We start from the raw sequence: 17,618 nt of genomic DNA, 5'->3' as shown, positions 1-17,618 counted from the left end.
ATGAGGGGTTAGGAATTCAACACAGAGCCACTGTTGCGACTCCACCACACCCGGTCTCGAAGCTCCAGAAGTGATCGCTAACTTGATCGCCATGAGGCGCGGATTGCTTTTTCTCACGTCCCACCTGGTGGTGGCACTGGTGGCCCTGGTGGCGATCGGGGGCGCCACACGGGTGATGGAAGCCGGTCTGGCCTGCCCCGACTGGCCGCTTTGTTACGGCAGCTTTCTGCCGGGCGGACGCATGAACCTTCAGGTCTTCCTGGAGTGGTTTCATCGGCTCGATGCCTTTCTGGTGGGAATCGCCCTGCTGGTGCTTTCCGGCTGGAGCGTGCTTCGGCGCCAGGTGCTGCCCTCTTGGCTCCCCTGGGCCAGCGGCGCCGCCCTGCTGCTGGTGGCCGTGCAGGGCCTGCTGGGTGCTCTCACCGTCACGCAATTGCTTCGTTTTGATGTGGTGACGGCCCATCTCGGCACCGCCCTTGTGCTGGTGGCCGTGCTCAGTGGCGTCCATCAGGGCCTCACCGCCCAGATCTCTTCCCCTGGCGCCACTTCTGCCGCTGGTGGGCCCGCTTCCCCCCACCCTTCACTCCTTTGGGTGCGTGCTGCTGCCCTGGCCACGGCAATGGCTGCCCTGGCTGTGTTTGCTCAGGCGATTTCCGGTGCGCTGATGGCCACCCAGTGGGCGTCAGGGCGTTGCCTGAGCAACGGCGAAGCCTGTGGCCTGCTGGCCACACACCGCCAACTGGCGGTGCCGGTGGCGCTGGTGGTGGTGCTTGCCTGTGGCTTCACCCTGCTCACGCCGGCCACCCGCCAGCGCTCCTGGCCCTTTGCTCTCGCTGGGGTGCTGCTGGTGGGGCTGCAGGTGGTGCTTGGGGTGCTCACCCTGCGCCTCTCGCTGGCCGTTCCCCTTGTCACCGTGGGGCACCAGATCACCGCCGCCCTGCTGGTGGGCCTGCTCACCGGCCTGGCGGTGCGCAGCTGGAACCTGGCACCAGCCCGGTTTTCAGCGGTCCACTCCCCCCGTACTTCCACCTTGGAGAGTTGTCATGGTTAGCGCCACCGCGGGGAGCGGCGCCTCCCCCACGCTCCCCCGCAGCGAGGCTGTTCCCTCCCGCGCCAAGGTCAAACTGCCGGCCTGGCTGGAGATCGCCAAACCGCGCCTGATTCCGCTGCTGCTGGCCACCACCCTCGGCGGCATGGCCCTGTCGGAAGGTTGGCCGCTGCCAGCCCCGCGCCTGGCCTGCACCCTGGGCGGCGGTGCCCTGGCCGCTGCCGCTGCCGGCGTGCTCAATTGCCTCTGGGAACAGGAGCTCGACGGTCGCATGGTCCGCACCAGCGGCCGGGCGCTGCCCTCCGGTCGGCTGTCACCCGCCACCGCCTTCTCGGTGGCTGTTTCGCTCACCTGCGTGGCGGCCGCCCTGCTGGTGAGCGGCGTGAACTGCCTGGCCGCGGGGCTCTCCCTGCTGGGCCTGTGCAGCTACGTGCTCCTTTACACCGCCCTGCTCAAGCCCCGCACCTCCCAGAACATCGTGATCGGCGGGGTGGCCGGTGCCATTCCCCCCTTGGTGGGCGCTGCAGCTGCCACCGGCCATCTGGGCCTGAGCAGCTGGTGGTTGTTCAGCCTGGTGATGCTGTGGACTCCTGCGCATTTCTGGGCGCTGGCCCTGTTGCTTCGCGAGGACTACCGCTCGGTGGGCATCCCGATGCTGCCGGTGGTCAAGGGCTCCCAGGTGACCGCCGAAGCGATCGTGCATTACGCCCGGGCCACGGTGCTGGTGAGCGGTTTCGGCATCCTGGCCCTGCCCAGTGGTGGGCTCCTCTACGGGCTCCTGCTGCTGCCGTTCAACGGCCGCCTGCTGCAGATGGGCCGATCGCTGGCGGCGTCGCCCGATGATCCGGTGCGGGCCAAGGGCTTGTTCCGCTGGTCGATCCTTTACCTGTTCGGGATCTGCCTGCTGCTGCTGGTCTGCCGCCTGCCCGCCGCCACCGCCTTCTCCCACCAGACCAGCGACCTGATCGGCTGGGCCACCGGTCTTGAGGGACTGCCGCTGTTCAACGGCCTGAACGGGTTTCCGTCGCTGGGATTCCCGCAGCTGAGCGGTTTCCCGCTGCTGAATGTTGTGGGCAGCCGCTGATCCTCGCCGGAGCCGCTTGATGGGGCTCCTTTCTAGATTGGTTCTCCTTTCCAACGGGCGTGAGCCTGACCAGCGGTGCCAGACGCGGTGATCGAGCTGCAGCAACTCACCAAACGCTATGGCCCGGTGGAGGCGCTCCAGTCGCTCGACCTGAGCGTGCCCCGGGGTTGCCTCTATGGCTTGCTCGGTCCGAACGGAGCCGGCAAGACCACCGCCTTGCGCATCATCACCACCCTGCTGGCCCCCGACAGCGGCCGGGTGATCGTGGCGGGCCACGATGCGCTGAAGCAACCGCGGCAGGTGCGGGAACTGCTGGGCTATGTGGCCCAGGAGGTGGCGATCGACAAGATCCTCACCGGCCGTGAGCTGCTCCAGCTGCAGGGCGCGCTTTACCACCAGCCCGCGCGCCTGCTGACCCCACGCATCGAGGAGCTGGTGGAGCGCATGGGCATGGGCGACTGGATCGACCGACGCTGCGGCTCCTATTCCGGCGGGATGCGCCGCCGCCTCGATCTGGCCTGCGGCCTACTGCACAGCCCTGAGCTGCTCGTGCTCGACGAACCCACGGTGGGCCTCGACATCGAAAGCCGCGCCGCCATCTGGCAGGTGCTGCGCGAGCTGCGCCAGGCCGGTACCACGGTGCTTCTCAGCAGCCACTACCTGGAGGAAGTGGATGCGCTCGCCGACCGTCTCGCCATCATTGACGGGGGCCGGGTGATCGCCGAAGGCAGCCCCAGCGCCCTCAAGGAGGCGCTCGGCGGCGACCGGGTCACGCTGCGGGTGCGTGAATTCAGCGATGAGCGGGAGGCCAGCCGCGTCAGCGAGGTGCTCCAGGCCTGCCCCGGCGTGCGGCAGGTGGTGGTGAACCGCGCCCAGGGCCATTCGCTCAACCTGGTGGTGGAACACGAGGGGGTGATCGAGCAGTTGCGTTGCCAGCTCGATGCCGCTGAACTGCCGGTCTTCTCGCTGGCCCAGAGCCAGGCCAGTCTTGATGATGTGTATCTGCAAGCCACCGGCCGCACCCTGATGGACGCGGAGCTGGCGGTCGCCGGCAGCAGGGATGCCAAAGCCGAGCGCAAACAGGCCATGCGTTGACCCGCCACCCCCTCTTTCCACCCTCCGCCTTCCTCCGGCCATGACCAGCGCACCCACCCTCACCGCCCAGCCGCCGCTGCCGGCCCTGCCGGCGGCCAACCGTTCCGCCCTGGCGGACGTGACCCAGGAAACCCTGGCGCTCACTCGCAGGTTGTTCCTCCAGCTGGCGCGCCGGCCCACCACCTTGGTGGCCGGCGTGCTGCAGCCGCTGATCTGGCTGGTGCTGTTCGGCGCCCTGTTCGCCAAGGCACCGGAAGGTCTGCTGCCCGATGGCATGAGCTACGGGCGCTTTCTCGGTGCGGGGGTGATCGTGTTCACGGCGTTCAGCGCCGCCCTCAATGCCGGCCTGCCGGTGATGTTCGACCGGGAATTCGGCTTTCTCAATCGGTTGCTGGTGGCACCGCTGCGCTCACGCAGCTCGATCGTGCTGGCTTCCGTGCTCTACATCACCAGCTTGAGCCTGGTCCAGAGCCTGGCGATCATGGGCACCGCCGCCTGGCTGGGCTATGGCTGGCCCGGCACCGCAGGGCTGGCGCTGGTGCTGGTCACCCTGCTGCTGCTGGTGTTCGCCGTCACGGCCATGAGCCTGGGGCTGGCCTTCGCGTTGCCCGGTCACATTGAGCTGATCGCGGTGATCTTCGTGGCCAACCTGCCCCTGCTGTTCGCCAGCACGGCCCTGGCCCCGATTTCCTTCATGCCCACCTGGCTGGGCTGGCTTGCGGCCCTGAATCCCCTTACCTTCGCGATTGAACCCATTCGTGCGGCCTACGCAGGCCACCTCTCCCTCGGCGACGTGGTGCTGATCGCTCCTTACGGGGAGATCACCGGCGCCACCTGCCTCGGCGTGTTGGCCCTGCTGGCCATCGGATTGTTCCTTCTGATCCGGCCGCTGCTGGATCGCAAACTCAGCTGAGCCCCGCTGTGCCCCCGTCCCCGTCCCTGCCTGCGCCAGTTCTGCCCAGGCCTCAGCAGAAGCGGCCCTCCGAGCGCCTGGTCTTGAAGGGTGCCCTGGACCGCAGGGATCAAGGAGCAGTGGCCTGGCTGTCGCTGCGCTGGGTGCACCGCCATGGCGTCGAAGCCCTTCCGCCGTTGATGCAGGAGCTCACCGCCGGCGATGCCTCCCTGAAGGGCTGGTGGCACGACCACCTGCACGCCACAGCGGCCCCAGGCACCGCTCCTGATACAACACCTGCGGCTGCCGGTGAAGCGGCTGTGGCGGCTGCCGAGCAGACGGCTGCTGCACCGGAGCTGGTGGCGCAGGGGTTTTCCTTTGCGGCAATCACCCTGGACGGGGTGCAGCTGGAGATTGAGGGATCTTCACCAGAGCTCACGCACAGCTTTGATCAGGCCACTGGCCCTGAGCACGAAATCTCCCCGGAAGAGAGCGCCGGCGCCGATGCTGCTGTCACCCTGGCAGCCACCGAAGACACCGGGCCGCCCATCGGCGTTGACGCTGCCGCCCCTGCAGATCCTGCTGCCGGGCCCAGCACGATTGGGGAGGCGCCCGTGGAGTTTTTGGGTGAACCGTTCGCGTTCGACCCCTGGCTGGAGGCTCCCGCTGCTGCAACCCTCACCGCTGAGGGGATTGCTGTGGATCTTCTCGCCGCGGACCCAGTGGGCGAGGAGGCTGCCTTGGAGGGCGTTGCTCCCAAAACCGGAAGGCCAGAGAGCGTTTCACCTGCAGTGGTGGCAGCCGAAGACCTGCCCGCAGAAGCGGCTTCTAGCGCCCCGCCAGAGCCAGGAGATGGGGCCCTTGATGGCTTCGTGCAGGCACCACTGCCCTTCTTGGAGCTCTCGCTCGATCCTGTACCGGCCGTTCCTCCCTTGATCCCGGCACGGCCCAGCGCGGGGAGGATGTTCAACTTCGGGGCCGAGCCTGCTGAACCGAGCCCGCAACCAGCGAAGCCCAGATCGGACGAGCCATCCGCTACTTCTCCATCCGGTGACCCTCAGGCGGCGGATGGAGAAGTTGAACTTGCTGCCACAGACCCGCAAGCGGACCTCACGGCCGCTTCCCCCGCAGAGCCCAACCCACACCCTGCAGAAGCCGCCGAGGTGGCACAGGCTCCGATCTGGCGGGGCCCCCTGGCCCGAGTGAAAAGCCTCGTGCGCGTTTGCCTGGAAGAGGTGGTGAGCACCTTCCACAACAGCGACGACGGCAGCGACGACGATGACAGTGGCACGGCTTCAACCAGTGACAGCGCTTCAGCCAGCGGCCCTGGTCAAGCCAGCAGCAGCTTCCGCCCCGGCGGCACCGCCCAAGCCCGTGGCACCGTTGGAGGCAGCGATTCTGCGTCAGGCAGCGACCCTGCAGCGGAGCAACTCTCTGCGCTGGAACCGGAACTCCCGGCCCGCCCACCGCGCCTCAGCGCCACGGAGATCGCCCCAGCACTCACCCCCCAGGGCCGCACGTTGCCCCTGCGCGAGCGGGCCGCGGGTGCCGTCGCCGGCGGCCGGCCGGCTCCCGCACCTGCCCATCCAGGCCTGGCCTCGCTGCGCTCTTGGCTGCCGGATGACACGTCCCCAGCGGACACCCACAGCAGCTGACACAGCGTTGCCGCTTGGCTTTGCCGCTTTCACCCGCCCCTTGCCCCCTTTTCGAGCGCCCGCCATGCCCCCTTTGTCTCCGCCCCTCGGGGGCCGTCCTGCCATCCCTGGCGGTACTCCTGCGGAGCGGCTGGAGCCGGCGGCTGTGCGGGGCGGGCTGATCGTGTCGGTGCAGGCGCCCGAAGGCTCGCCGCTGCGGGATCCACAGGTGATTGCCGCCATGGCGGAGGCAAGCCTGGCCAACGGGGCCATCGGCGTGCGCCTCGAAAGCCCCGAGCACATCGCTGCCGTGCGGCGGCGCTGCCCGCAGGCGCTGATCGTGGGCTTGTGGAAGCGCAGCTTCCCAGACAGCCCGGTGTACATCACGCCCGGCTGGGAAGAAATGCTGGCGGTGTGGGGAGCAGGGGCCGATGTGGTGGCGATCGATGCCACCGAACGGCAGCGCCCCGACGGATACGCACTGGCCGAGCTGATCAAGCGGGCCACCGAGGAGCTTGGCGCCCCGCTGATGGCCGATGTGGACAGCGTGGCGAACGGGGTACAAGCTGCGACCCTCGGCTGCCGCTGGGTGGGAACCACCCTCTACGGCTACACGGAGGGCACGGCAGCTCAGCGGCCGCCGGCCTGGGACCTGCTGGAGCCGCTGCGGGCCGCCCTGCCGGCAGACACCACGCTGATCTGCGAAGGCGGCATCGCCAGCCCGGATCAGGCGCAGCGTGCCCTGCAGCAGGGGGCGGACGCCGTGGTGGTGGGGACCGCCATCACCGGCGTGGATCTTCAGGTGGCCACTTATGTGCAGCAGCTCCGCCCCTGATCGGCTGAGCTGCTGCTGGGCTCCACTCCCAGATGGTTGGAATCACATCATGCCGGGCATGCCCATTCCACCCATTCCTCCCATGCCGCCCATTCCTCCCATGCCCTCCATACCGCCACCACCGGCGGGCGCGGCAGGTTCGGGCTTGTCGGCGATCACCACTTCAGTGGTGATCAGCAGCGCGGCGATCGACACCGCATCCTGAAGGGCGAGGCGCACCACCTTGGCGGCATCAAGAATGCCAGCGGTCATCAGATCTTCGTAGGCACCGTTTAGGGCGTTGTAGCCCTTGCCGAGGCGCAGCACATCAGCCACCACCACATCGCCATTGGCGCCGGCATTCTCGGCGATCTGGCGCAGAGGGGCAGAGAGGGCGCGGCGCAGGATTTCCGCCCCGGTGCGCTCGTCGCCGTCAAGCCCGGCAATGCAGCCGTCGAGTTCAGCGGCCAGCTCCATCAAGGTGCTGCCACCGCCGGGAACAATCCCCTCCTCCACCGCTGCCCGGGTGGCATTGAGGGCATCTTCGATGCGCAGCTTGCGGTGACGCAGCTCGGTTTCGGTGGGGGCCCCCACCTTGATCACCGCCACCCCGCCAGCCAGCTTGGCGATGCGCTCACTCAGCTTCTCGCGGTCATAGTCGGAGTCGGTCGCGGAGAGTTCGCGGCGGATCGAGGCCACCCTCTCGGCCACGGCGTCGCGGTGATCTTCGGTGCCCACGATCGTGGTGGTGTCCTTACTGATCGTGATCCGGCGCACCCGGCCCAGATCAGCGAGGGTCGCCTTCTCAAGCGACATGGAGCGGTCTTCGCTGATCAGCGTGGCGCCGGTGAGCACGGCGATGTCCTGCAGGGCCGCCTTGCGGCGATCGCCGAAGGAGGGAGCCCGCACCGCCGCCACCTGCAACACGCCGCGGGTCTTGTTGACCACGAGGGTGGCCAAGGCTTCGCCTTCCACCTCTTCCGAAAGGATCACCAGCGGGGCGCCGGCGCGGGAGACGGCCTCCAGCACCGGCACCAGGTCGGCGATCGCACTGATCTTGCGATCGGTGACCAGCAGCAGAGCGTTTTCGTATTCGCACACCTGGCGCTCGCCATCGGTGACGAAATAGGGGGAGGAGTAGCCGCGATCGAAGGCCATCCCTTCGGTGACCTCCAGCTCAGTGGCCAGCGAGCGCGATTCCTCCACCGTGATCACCCCATCGGTGGTGACCAACTCCATGGCTTCGGCCACCATGCGGCCCACTTCCTCATCACCACCGGAGCTGACCGTGGCCACCTGACGGATCGCTTCGCCAGCCACGGGGATGGCGCGGGCCTGGATGCCCATTACCACCTGGGCCAGGGCTTTCTCCATGCCGCGGCGCAGGCCCACCGGATTGGCGCCAGCCGCCACGTTCATCAGGCCGTCATGGACGAGCGCCTGGGCGAGAACGGTGGCAGTGGTGGTGCCGTCTCCGGCCTCGTCCTTGGTTTTGCTGGCCACCTGCTGGATCAGCTTGGCGCCGATGTTCTCGAAGGGATCCTCAAGCTCGATTTCCTTGGCGATCGTGACCCCGTCATTGACGATGTCGGGGGCGCCGAACTTCTTCTCGAGCACCACATTGCGCCCCCGGGGGCCAATGGTGACCTTCACCGCATTGGCCAGTGCGTTCACACCCCGTTCCAGGGAGGCGCGGGAGGCATCCGAAAAGCTGATCAGTTTGGCCATGGGCGTGGGAAGAGGCGCGCCGGCGGCAGGCCCTGAAAGTGCGTTCAGATTCCCATAGCGGCCTGTGGCCAGCGAGGTTGCTGTGGTGGGGAAAGCCGAATGCGGATGCACCTTTCGATGGCACAGGCAACGGCGGCTGACCCCCGATAGGGTCGGGGCATGGAGGAATCCCTCAGCACCAGCCTCGCCGGCGCGCTCAGCGACGCGGCCTCGGATCCCACCATGGCGGCCACCAGCGCCATGGCCTTCCTGCTGATCGCCGGGCTGGGGCTGCTGATGGCCCTGGTGTACGTGCCGATCCGCCTGTTTCTGACCATCACCGCCCGCAGCCGCCGCCTGCGCCTGCTGCAGCGCATCCGGCGGCTGCGCGATGAGCTCGTGCAACCGATCGAGACCTAGGGCCGCCCGGCCGGCTCAGGCCATCACCATGCCGCCGTCCACCTGCAGCACCTGGCCAGTGATATAAGCGGCGGCAGGATCGGCGGCCAGGAAGCGCACGGCCCCGGCCACCTCCTCAGGCTGGCCCATGCGTCCGAGCGGAATGGCGGCGAGGATCGGCTCCTCGTGGAGCTCGCGGGTCATGTCGGTGGCGATGAAGCCAGGGGCGACGGCATTGACGGTGATGCCCCGGCTGGCGAACTCCGCTGCGGTGCTGCGGGTGAAGCCGATCACGCCGGCCTTGGCGGCGCTGTAGTTGGCCTGGCCGGGGTTGCCCACCAAGCCCACCACCGAGGTGATGTTGATGATGCGGCCGCGGCGGGCCTTGAGCATGGAGCGGCTCACCGCCCGGGTGCAGAGAAATACGCCGGTGAGATTGAGATCGATCACGCTCTGCCAGTCGCTGGTCTTCATGCGCAGCAACAGGCCATCGCGGGTGATGCCGGCGTTGTTGACCAGCACATCCAGCCGGCCGCTGCGCTCCAGCACCGTTTTCACCAGTGCGTCCACCTGCTCTTCCACAGCCACATCAGCCGCCAGGGCATAGGCCCGGCCACCGGCGGCGGTGATCGCCTCCACCACCGCGTCGGCGGCAGCGGCTGAAGCGGCGTAGTTCACCACCACCTCGGCCCCGGCCGCAGCCAGCTCCAGGGCGATGGCCCGCCCGATGCCCCGGCTGGCACCGGTGACCAGGGCGACCTGATCGGCCAGGGGAGCGGCGGTGGTCACGGACATCGGAAGCTGGCGATGGCGGCGATCGTATGCGGCCGCCTTGCCAGACCTACCGCTCCATGGCGTCCATGCTCACCAGTGCCGGCCCCAGCAGCGCCCCGAAGCGGGCCAGCTGCTCCTTGCTGCCCAGCACCACCAGCAGCTGCCCTGGTGCCAGGCGCAGATCACTGCCCGGGTTGGCGATCAGCCGGGGCTGATCCTGCCGATACGCCACGCCGCGGTAGTAGCTGATCACTGGCTTGGCAGGGGCTGGCAGGCGAATCGCCAGCACCAGCACGCCGGTCTGACGGCCCAGCTGCAGTTCCGCGAGGCTGCGGCCGTTGATGGAGGTCATCCGCTGGGGATCCTCAGTGAGCTGGAACTCCTCCACTTCGCAGTCGGAGCCGGCCAGCAGCTCCATGAACCCCACCGCCAGCGGCCGCAGGGCGGTGGCGGCCATCGTGCGCCCGCCCGCCACATAGGGGCTCACCACCTGATCGGCACCGGCCAGCCTGAGCTTGCGGGCCGCTTCGTCGCTGTCGGAGCGGGCGATCAGGCGGCATCGGGGGGCGATGCCGCGGGCACTGAGCACCACATAGAGGTTCGCGGCATTGTTGGGCAGGGCGGCCACCAGGCTGCGGCAGTGATGGATGCCAGCCTCAACCAGGGTTTCATCGAGGGTGGCATCGGCCTGAAGCACCGTCAGCCCCCGCTCCTCGGCGGCCTCCTTCTGGCCGGCGTCCATTTCCACCACCACCAGGGGCACGCCTTCGGCGACGATCTGATCGGCAATCTCGCGGCCGATCCGGCCGTAGCCGCAGAGAATCACATGATTTTCCATCGTGCTCAGCCAGTTCTTGAAACGACGTTCGCGCAGGCGGCGGAAGTAGCCCGACTCACTCAGCCCCAGCAGGCTCTGGATGGTCACCTGCACCACCACCAGGCCGCCCACGATCGCCAGGGTGGTGACAATGCGGCCTGCCGATGAAAGCGGCTGGGTGGTCCCGTCGCTCCAGCCCATGGTGCTGAGCGTGACCACCACCATCCAGTAGCAATCGCCCCAGTCCCAACCTTCGGTAAGCCTGTAGCCGACGGCCGTGAGGTTGATCAGCAGCGACAGCGCCAGCACTGGCGTACGCCAGGGCCGCCGGGAGGCCGTGGAAGGGGCCGACCGGCGGCGGCGGCGGCGAAGGGTAGGGATCATGGTGCACCACAGCTAGCCAGCCGGCCGAGGGCCGCAGAATCAGGCCATCCCCAACGCCAACAACACCTCGGCAATGCTCAGCTGATCCAGGGATCCAGGGGTACCGATCCCTTTTACCCCCTGTCGCGGCGGGAGGCTGTCGCTGCTGCGACCCAGCGCCACCAGCGGCGTGGCGGTGAGCAGGGCCAGTTCGGTGATGATCGGATCGCTGCTGAGCACCACGTCCACGGCAGCCACCTGCGCTGCCAGCTCCTGCGGCGTGGCCCCAGCCGGTGCCGTCACCACGCGCAGGTTGGGGAGGCGGGCACGGATCGTCTCCGGCAGCGCCTGCCAGTGGGCGGCGGCCCAGTCGGTGGCCGCGGCGGCCTCCGGCCTGGGCGCCAGCAGCAGCAGCGGGCCATCTCCCGCCGGCAGGGCGGCAGCAGCGGCTTCCAGCGCCTTGGGCTTGAGCCGCAGACGGAAGGCCTCGGCATCGAGCGGGATCTCGAGCGGGCGCAGCCAGCTCTCGAACTGCTGGTTGGGCCAGCCGCTGGTGGACGGCGAGCTGCCGTTGACGGCCCCAGCCACAACCGTGCCGTTGGCAGGCACCCGCACGGTGGCGGAGAAGCCACCGGTGGCGATGCGGGTGGGGATGTGGGTGAGGGAAAGCAAAAGATCGATCGGCCAGCCCGAGGCGAGGTTGAGGCAGAGCTGGAAATCGGGCTCGCGCACGGAGCCGAGCAGGTTGGCCCAGTCCGCCAGGCTGGCGCCGGTGTCAAAGCTGTAGGGGATCACCTTCTCCACGGCCGGCAGCAGCTTCCAGATGGAAACCTGGGCCTGGGGACAGGCCACCTGCACGCTGGCCCCCAGCTGGCCGGCAGTGGCGGCAACCGCTGGCATGGCCTGAAGTTGGGTGGCGCCGCTGCCCGGGATCAAAAACAGAACTCGCATCAGGCGGCAGCGATCGGGTTTCGGGCGGGCTGATTGTATGAATCTGATCTGATTTCGATGTGTTCGGGAGCCGCTTGTGCATTTGCTGATCGCCGCAGCCGGCAGCGGCCGTCGCATGGGGTCGCAGCGCAACAAGCTGCTGCTGCCTGTGGCTGGCCGGGCGGTGCTGGCCTGGACCTTGGAGGCGGTGCTGGCCTGCGAGGCCATCCACTGGATCGGCGTGGTGGGCCAACCGGTGGATGAGGCGGATGTGGAGGCGATCATCGAGGCGGAGCAGCCCGACCGCCCCGTGCGCTGGATCGAAGGGGGCGCCACGCGTCAGGAATCGGTGAGCCGCGGACTGGCGGCCCTGCCTGCCGCTGCAGGCGCCGTGCTGATCCATGACGGTGCCCGCTGCCTGGTGGAACCGGAATTGATCCGCCGCTGCGCCGCCCGCGTGCACGCCGGCGAGGCCGTGATCGCCGCCACCCCTGTCACCGACACGATCAAGCGGGTGGACGGGCAGCAGCTGATCCTCTCCACCCCCGATCGGAGCGAGCTATGGGCCGCTCAGACCCCCCAGGGCTTTCCGCTTGAGCGGCTGCGGCAGGCCCATGCCCAGGCAGAGCAGGCGGGCTGGAGCGTCACCGACGACGCGGCCCTGTTTGAGCGGCTGGGCTGGCCGGTGGGGGTGATCGAAGCCCCCCCTTCGAACATCAAGCTCACCACCCCCTTCGATCTCACCATTGCCGCGGCAGTACTCGCCGCTAGGGCAGCAGGCTGAGCGCGCCGCCACCGAGCCGCGCGCGCACGCCCAGCGGCAGGGCCCCATTGCCGGGCGCATGCCCCAGCGGCAGTCCCGCCAGCACGGGAATGCCGAGGTCGGCCGTGCGTTCCCGCAGCACCTGCTCGAGGCTGAAGCGCTGGGACGCGGCCTGGGGCCTCTGAAGATCACTGCCCTCTGTCGGCGGTTTGTTCACAGGCAGTGTCTGGCCTTGTGGTGCCAGGGCTGGCGATTCCTGGGCTTGTTGATCCGTGTCTTGTGGTGCCTGGGCCTGCGCCACCCCCGCCGCCGGCGCCCCGCTTTCGGGGTCGTCACACGCTTCGAAACTGCCGAAACCGATGCCCGCCAGACGCTGCAAGGCGCCGCACAGGCGCCAGTGGGTGAGCATGCGCTCGATCCGGTAAGGCGCTTCGCCCACGTCCTCGAGCACGAGGATGGCGCCGTCGAGGGCCGGCAGGTGGGGCGTGCCGAGCAGGTGGGTGGCCACCGTGAGGTTGCCCACCAGCAACGGACCCTCCGCCACCCCCGCACACCAGGTGTCCCCGGTCAGGGGGGGGACGGGCGCGCCGAACAGCAGCCTCCGCAGGCGCTCGCGGCTCCAGTCGGGTTCAGCCGCCAGGGTGGTGACCAGCGGGCCATGCACCCCGCCCGCCTGGCCACGGGCCTGGCGGGCCCAGAGCAGGGAGGTCACATCGGAGAAACCCAGCAGCCAGCCGTCGGCCTCCGGCAGGGGCTGCTCCAGCAGGCGGGCGGCGCCCCAGCCGCCCCGCACGCAGGCCAGCAGCGGCGCCGGCTGCAGATCGGCGCGGCGCTGCAGGTCGTGGCCGGCCAGATACCCCCAGCGACGGGCGGGATCGAAGGGCATCTCCACCGTGAGGCCCCAGCTCTGCAGCACCGCCACTCCCTGCTGGAGGCGGCCCACGTCCGCCAGGGCGGAGCTGGCCGCCACCAGCCGCACGCGATCACCGCGCCGCAGGGCTGGCGGCAGGCCGGCCACGCTCACGCCAGCCTCCCCACCGCCAGGGCCAGCCAGAACACCCCGCCCAGCAGCACCTGGCGGCTGAAATGCTGCGCGAAGCGGGAGCGCGGCGGCGTGCCCCGCAGGCGCCAGGCCTCGCTCTGCATGCCCACGGCGGCGGCGGCCCATAGCAACCAGAAGGGCCAACTCACTGACTGGAGCAGGGCGGCGGCGGCCAGCAGCAGTGCCGTGAGCACGTAGCAGAGGGCGACGGCGCCGGGGGCGGCAGCACCGAGGGTGAGCGCACTGCTGCGGATGCCGAGCGCCGCGTCATCGCTGCGGTCCGACATGGCGTAGACGGTGTCGAAGCCGAACGTCCACAGCAGGGTGGCCAGCCAGACCAGCAGCAGCGGCCAGCCGCCGGCCAGGTTGCCGCTGGCGGCGGCCCAGGGGATCAGCACCGCGAAGCCCCAGCACAGGGCGAGCACCAGCTGGGGCAAGGGGAACCAACGCTTGGCGGAGGGATAGAGGAGCACCGGCGGCAGGGCCAGCAGGGCCAGCTGCAGCGACAGCTGCCGCCCGGGCAGTGGCAGCAGCAGCACCACCGCCAGGGCCACCAGCAGGCACAGCACCAGCAGCAGCACGGCACTGGCCACCCGCACCCGGCCGCTGGCAAGGGGCCGCTGCCGGGTGCGCTCCACCAGCGGATCGATGCGGCGGTCCCAGAGGTCGTTGGCGACACAGCCCGCCCCGCTCACCGCCAGGCCTCCGACCACGATCAATGCCAGCAGCGAGGGGGGAGGCGGGCCCTGCGGCAGCAGCCAGAGGGCCCAGCCGGCCGGAATGAGCAGGATCAGTCGGCCGCTGGGCTTGTGCCAGCGCAGCAACTCGATCCACCCCCGCAGGACTCCGTGGATGTGCATGAGAGGAGCGTAGAACCGTGGTTCAACGGCCCTGCAATGGCAAAGTGACGCCGACTGCGCCGGTTCCGACGGCTGATGGCCCGTTCCGATCCTTCCCCCGCAGCGGCGACGCTGAGCGCCTCAACGCCTGCCACCGCTGAGGCTTTGGCTCCAGCTCAGCCGGCCGGCCCTGGGCCCCTTGCAGAGGCAGCCACGCTGCGCCAGGAGGCGTCTGGCCTGCGCCACGTGGCGGCCATCGACATCGGCACCAATTCCATCCACCTGCTGATCGCCGCCGTCGATCCGGTGCTGCGCACCTTCCGCGTGGTGCAGGCGGAGAAATCCACCACACGCCTGGGCGAGCGTGATCCGGAATCGGGCGACCTCAGCACGGCGGCGATCGAGCGGGCGTTCCTGGCCCTGCGCCACTGCCGCGAGCTCGCCACCAGCCACGGGGTGGAGCAGATCCTCACCGCCGCCACCAGCGCCGTGCGGGAGGCCCCCAACGGGCGACAGTTCGTGCAGGCGGTGCAGGAGCAGCTCGGTCTTGATGTCGAGCTGGTGAGCGGCCCGGAGGAAGCCCGGCTGATCTACCTGGGCGTGCTCTCGGGCATGGCCTTCGGCGATGAACCCCACCTCATCCTCGACATCGGCGGGGGATCGACGGAGCTGATCCTGGCCGACGGCCGCGATGCCAGGGAGCTCACCAGCACGCGGCTGGGTGCGGTGCGGCTGCAACGGGATTTCGTCACCCAGGATCCGGTGTCACCGGAGCGGCTCAGCTTTCTGCGGGCCTTCATCCAGGGGTCGCTGGAGCCGGCGGTGGAGCGGGTGAAGCGGCGGCTGCGGCGGGGGGAGCAGCCGGTGATGGTGGCCACGAGCGGCACGGCCCTGGCGTTGGCGGCACTCTGTGCCGCCAACGAGGAACGGCCGCCGACGCGGCTGCAGGGCTACCGGGTGAGCCGCGAGCGCATCGACGCCCAGGTGAACCAGCTGGCAACCCTGACGCTGGAGCAACGCAAGGCGCTGCCGCCGATCAATGAACGCCGGGCAGAGATCATCGTGCCGGGGGCCCTGGTGCTGCAGCAGGCGATGGCGATGCTGCAGGTGCGGGAGCTGGTGATCAGCGAGCGGGCCCTGCGCGAAGGCCTGATCGTCGATTGGATGCTGCGCCACGACCTGATCGTGGATCGCTTCGCCTATCAGAGCGGCATCCGGCAGCGCACCGTGCTCGACCTGGCCCGGCGCTACCGGGTCGACCAGCGTCGCGCCGAGCATGTGGCCAAACAGGCCCTGCTGCTCTATGACAAAACACGCGGCGTCCTGCACAACGATGGTGGCGAAGGCCGGGCCCTGCTCTGGGCCGCCGCCCTGCTGCACAGCTGCGGCCAGCACATCAACATCAGCGCGTATCACAAGCACAGCTGGTACCTGATCCGCCACTGCGACCTGCTGGGCTATTCCGAAAGCGAGCAGCTGATGGTGGCGGCGATCGCTCGCTATCACCGCAAGAGCTTGCCGAAGAAGCGCCACGAGGCCTGGCTGCAGATTCCCGGCCGCGAGCAGAGGCGCACGGTCAACGCGATGGCGCTGCTGCTGCGGCTGGCCACATCGCTCGATCGGCGGCCGGTGCCGGCCGTGGAAGACCTGCGCATCCGCTGCCGCGGCGGCGAACTGCGCATCGGCTTGATCTCCGCCGATCCGGCGCAGGATCTCAGCCTGGAGCGCTGGAGCCTGGCGGCCTGCCGGGAGCCGCTGGCGGAAGCCGCCGGTCTGCGGCTTGTGGTGGAATCCTGAGCTTGGTCGCCCTTGGTAGCGAAGCTCACACCAAAGGCCCGCGCCGGACGCCATGACAGAGGCAGTCTTGCCTGAGTAGCGGCAATGGCGTTGGCTTCGGTCAACGCGATCGCTCCGCTGAAGGCAAAGGCACAGATCCCTGCAAGACCCCTGCCAAGGACGCAATGAACGCGATGGACACGATGGATTCACCCACCGCCTTTGTGGCCGTGGCGCTGGCGGCTGTGTCCTGGGATGGGGTGCTCACCAAGGCCGGCTCGCGCGCCCTGCGCCATGCCCTCGACTACCGCGAACCTTTCCGCCACATGTCGGACGGGGAGATGATCGAGCTGTTCGACCGCCTGCTCGCCCAGCTGCGCCAGGAAGGCTCTCGCCAGCTGATGGAGCACGCCTCGGCCGTGCTTGATCCGCAGCAACGGCTTACCGCCTTCACCGCGGCCGCCGAGATCATGCGCTCCGACGGGGAGCTGGTGGCTGAGGAGCAACGCATCCTGGCGGATCTGGCCAGCCAGCTCAGCATCTCCCCCGATCAGCACGACCAGATCCTTGCGGTGATGGACCTGCTGCACGCCAGCCTGGTGGGCAAACCGGTGCTGGCCTGAGGCCTCAGAGGCGCCGCAGAGCCGTGGCTTTGTCCTTGAAGTCTCCGAGCAGCAGCTGGAGGTAAGTCACTTTGCGCAACTTGATGTTGGTGGTTAACGACATGCCGACCTGCAGCGGCAGGCTTTGGCCGCTCTTGAGTTGCAGTTGCTGAGAGTTGAGGCTGATATCCACTGGGATTCGATAGAACTGCTTGAGCTGATCCGGTGGCAGGGCGTCGGAGCCGATGCGCCGAACTCGCCCTTGCAGCACGCCGAAGTCGGTGGCTGGAAAGGAGTCGATGCTGATGTCGGCGAGCTTGCCCACCGTCACAAAACCGATGTCGGTGCTGGGCACTTCCACCCGGGCTTCCAGTTTGTCAAAGGGAACAATCTTCATTACCGGTTCACTCGTTTGAGCCACGAACCCACGCGCTCGTGCCTTGAGCTCGAACACAATGCCGGCTTCAGGGGCACGGATCTCCTGGTAGCGGATGTTGACGTTCAACTCCGTGCTCTGACTGCGTAAATCGGCAAGTTCGCTCTGCAACTGGCGCACGCCCTGCTGCAAAATGGCCTTCTGGCGAAAACGATCCATGGATGTTTCTTCAAGCCTGCCTTCCACTTCCTGAACCTTGTTGCGCTGCTGAAGATATTGCAGCTCAGCGGTAGCGCCCTGTTCATTGAGAACAGACAGTCGCTTGAGCACCTCCTTCTCCAATGCAAGGCTCTGGCGCAACACCCGCTGGTTGGTGTCATTCACATCGAGGTAGCGATCCAGCTCGTCTTGCTTGAGTGCGAGCTGCTGCTGCTTGTAGACGATGGTTTTCTGCAGGCTCTGGCGCCGATCCAGGGTGGCTTCCGTGTCGAGGCGCAGCAACACCTGGCCTTTCTCCACCTGCTCACCATTTTTCACCAGCACCTCATCCACCACACCGCCCACGGGCATCTGGATGTCCTTCACCTCTCCCAGGGGCTCCAACTTGCCGGGAGCGGTCACGATTTCCTCCGTCTGCGCCAGGGCCAGCCAGCCGAAGGCAAA

The 17,618-nt window shown here is 68.4% G+C and carries 17 protein-coding genes; 10 read left to right on the top strand and 7 right to left on the bottom strand.

Annotated elements, in window-relative coordinates; all coding sequences use genetic code 11:
- Positions 1-91: 91 nt before the first annotated feature.
- The 6 genes from KBY97_RS05040 (at position 92) to KBY97_RS05015 (ending at position 6,588) form a co-directional block, all read left to right on the top strand.
- Positions 92-1,051 (top strand): heme A synthase, encoded by a 960-nt coding sequence (locus KBY97_RS05040; RefSeq protein WP_255145587.1) that lies wholly within the window; start codon positions 92-94, stop codon positions 1,049-1,051.
- The gene (locus KBY97_RS05035) at positions 1,044-2,132 is read left to right on the top strand and encodes a heme o synthase (protein ID WP_255145586.1); all 1,089 of its coding nucleotides are present in this window, start codon (positions 1,044-1,046) and stop codon (positions 2,130-2,132) included. The genes KBY97_RS05040 and KBY97_RS05035 overlap by 8 nt, the downstream gene beginning before the upstream one ends.
- 75 nt (positions 2,133-2,207) lie before the next feature.
- On the top strand, positions 2,208-3,227 hold the full coding sequence (locus KBY97_RS05030; protein ID WP_255145585.1) for an ABC transporter ATP-binding protein: 1,020 nt from the start codon (positions 2,208-2,210) through the stop codon (positions 3,225-3,227).
- 40 nt (positions 3,228-3,267) lie between these two features.
- Entirely contained in the window at positions 3,268-4,140 is an 873-nt protein-coding gene (locus KBY97_RS05025) for an ABC transporter permease (protein WP_255145584.1), read from the top strand.
- An 83-nt stretch (positions 4,141-4,223) separates the two neighbouring features.
- Complete coding sequence (locus KBY97_RS05020; protein ID WP_255145583.1) at positions 4,224-5,774, top strand: hypothetical protein; 1,551 nt, start codon at positions 4,224-4,226, stop codon at positions 5,772-5,774.
- A 64-nt stretch (positions 5,775-5,838) separates the two neighbouring features.
- The gene (locus tag KBY97_RS05015; protein WP_255145582.1) at positions 5,839-6,588 is read left to right on the top strand and encodes an N-acetylmannosamine-6-phosphate 2-epimerase; all 750 of its coding nucleotides are present in this window, start codon (positions 5,839-5,841) and stop codon (positions 6,586-6,588) included.
- A 42-nt stretch (positions 6,589-6,630) separates the two neighbouring features.
- Here KBY97_RS05015 and groL read toward each other — a convergent pair whose 3' ends face one another.
- A complete protein-coding gene (gene groL, locus KBY97_RS05010; RefSeq protein WP_255145581.1) occupies positions 6,631-8,295 on the bottom strand; it encodes a chaperonin GroEL in 1,665 nt (554 codons plus the stop codon).
- A gap of 159 nt (positions 8,296-8,454) precedes the next feature.
- On the opposite strand from groL, the gene KBY97_RS05005 reads away from it, so the two are divergent.
- Entirely contained in the window at positions 8,455-8,694 is a 240-nt protein-coding gene (locus KBY97_RS05005) for a hypothetical protein (protein WP_255145580.1), read from the top strand.
- A gap of 15 nt (positions 8,695-8,709) precedes the next feature.
- Here KBY97_RS05005 and fabG read toward each other — a convergent pair whose 3' ends face one another.
- Genes fabG through KBY97_RS04990 form a run of 3 tightly spaced genes read right to left on the bottom strand, consistent with a single transcriptional unit; the run spans position 8,710 to position 11,578 of the window.
- Entirely contained in the window at positions 8,710-9,468 is a 759-nt protein-coding gene (gene fabG, locus KBY97_RS05000; RefSeq protein ID WP_255145579.1) for a 3-oxoacyl-[acyl-carrier-protein] reductase, read from the bottom strand.
- A 46-nt stretch (positions 9,469-9,514) separates the two neighbouring features.
- On the bottom strand, positions 9,515-10,648 hold the full coding sequence (locus KBY97_RS04995; RefSeq protein WP_255145578.1) for a TrkA family potassium uptake protein: 1,134 nt from the start codon (positions 10,646-10,648) through the stop codon (positions 9,515-9,517).
- 39 nt (positions 10,649-10,687) lie between these two features.
- Positions 10,688-11,578 (bottom strand): glycosyltransferase family 9 protein, encoded by an 891-nt coding sequence (locus KBY97_RS04990; protein WP_255145577.1) that lies wholly within the window; start codon positions 11,576-11,578, stop codon positions 10,688-10,690.
- A 76-nt stretch (positions 11,579-11,654) separates the two neighbouring features.
- On the opposite strand from KBY97_RS04990, the gene ispD reads away from it, so the two are divergent.
- The gene (ispD, locus tag KBY97_RS04985) at positions 11,655-12,341 is read left to right on the top strand and encodes a 2-C-methyl-D-erythritol 4-phosphate cytidylyltransferase (protein WP_255145576.1); all 687 of its coding nucleotides are present in this window, start codon (positions 11,655-11,657) and stop codon (positions 12,339-12,341) included.
- Here the strand turns inward: ispD and KBY97_RS04980 are convergent.
- Both KBY97_RS04980 and KBY97_RS04975 read right to left on the bottom strand, forming a co-directional pair.
- Positions 12,325-13,338: an LD-carboxypeptidase gene (locus KBY97_RS04980; RefSeq protein WP_255145727.1), complete on the bottom strand. Its 1,014-nt coding sequence runs from the start codon at positions 13,336-13,338 to the stop codon at positions 12,325-12,327. The genes ispD and KBY97_RS04980 overlap by 17 nt on opposite strands.
- 2 nt (positions 13,339-13,340) lie before the next feature.
- Positions 13,341-14,222: a 4-hydroxybenzoate polyprenyltransferase gene (locus tag KBY97_RS04975; protein WP_255145575.1), complete on the bottom strand. Its 882-nt coding sequence runs from the start codon at positions 14,220-14,222 to the stop codon at positions 13,341-13,343.
- A 75-nt stretch (positions 14,223-14,297) separates the two neighbouring features.
- Here KBY97_RS04975 and KBY97_RS04970 point away from each other — a divergent pair, with 75 nt between their 5' ends.
- Positions 14,298-15,998 (top strand): Ppx/GppA phosphatase family protein, encoded by a 1,701-nt coding sequence (locus KBY97_RS04970; RefSeq protein WP_399217307.1) that lies wholly within the window; start codon positions 14,298-14,300, stop codon positions 15,996-15,998.
- A 182-nt stretch (positions 15,999-16,180) separates the two neighbouring features.
- Positions 16,181-16,600 (top strand): tellurite resistance TerB family protein, encoded by a 420-nt coding sequence (locus KBY97_RS04965; RefSeq protein WP_255145574.1) that lies wholly within the window; start codon positions 16,181-16,183, stop codon positions 16,598-16,600.
- A 4-nt stretch (positions 16,601-16,604) separates the two neighbouring features.
- Here the strand turns inward: KBY97_RS04965 and KBY97_RS04960 are convergent, their stop codons facing one another.
- Positions 16,605-17,540 carry an HlyD family efflux transporter periplasmic adaptor subunit gene (locus KBY97_RS04960; protein WP_255145573.1) on the bottom strand — a complete coding sequence of 312 codons (936 nt, stop codon included), beginning with the start codon at positions 17,538-17,540 and terminating at the stop codon, positions 16,605-16,607.
- Between the last annotated feature and the right edge of the window lie 78 nt (positions 17,541-17,618).

Source organism: Synechococcus sp. ATX 2A4 (assembly GCF_024346375.1).
In the GTDB taxonomy this organism is placed as follows: Bacteria; Cyanobacteriota; Cyanobacteriia; order PCC-6307; family Cyanobiaceae; genus MW101C3.
Note: the sequence above shows the minus strand (reverse complement) of the source record. Positions and strands in the feature narration are given on the sequence as shown.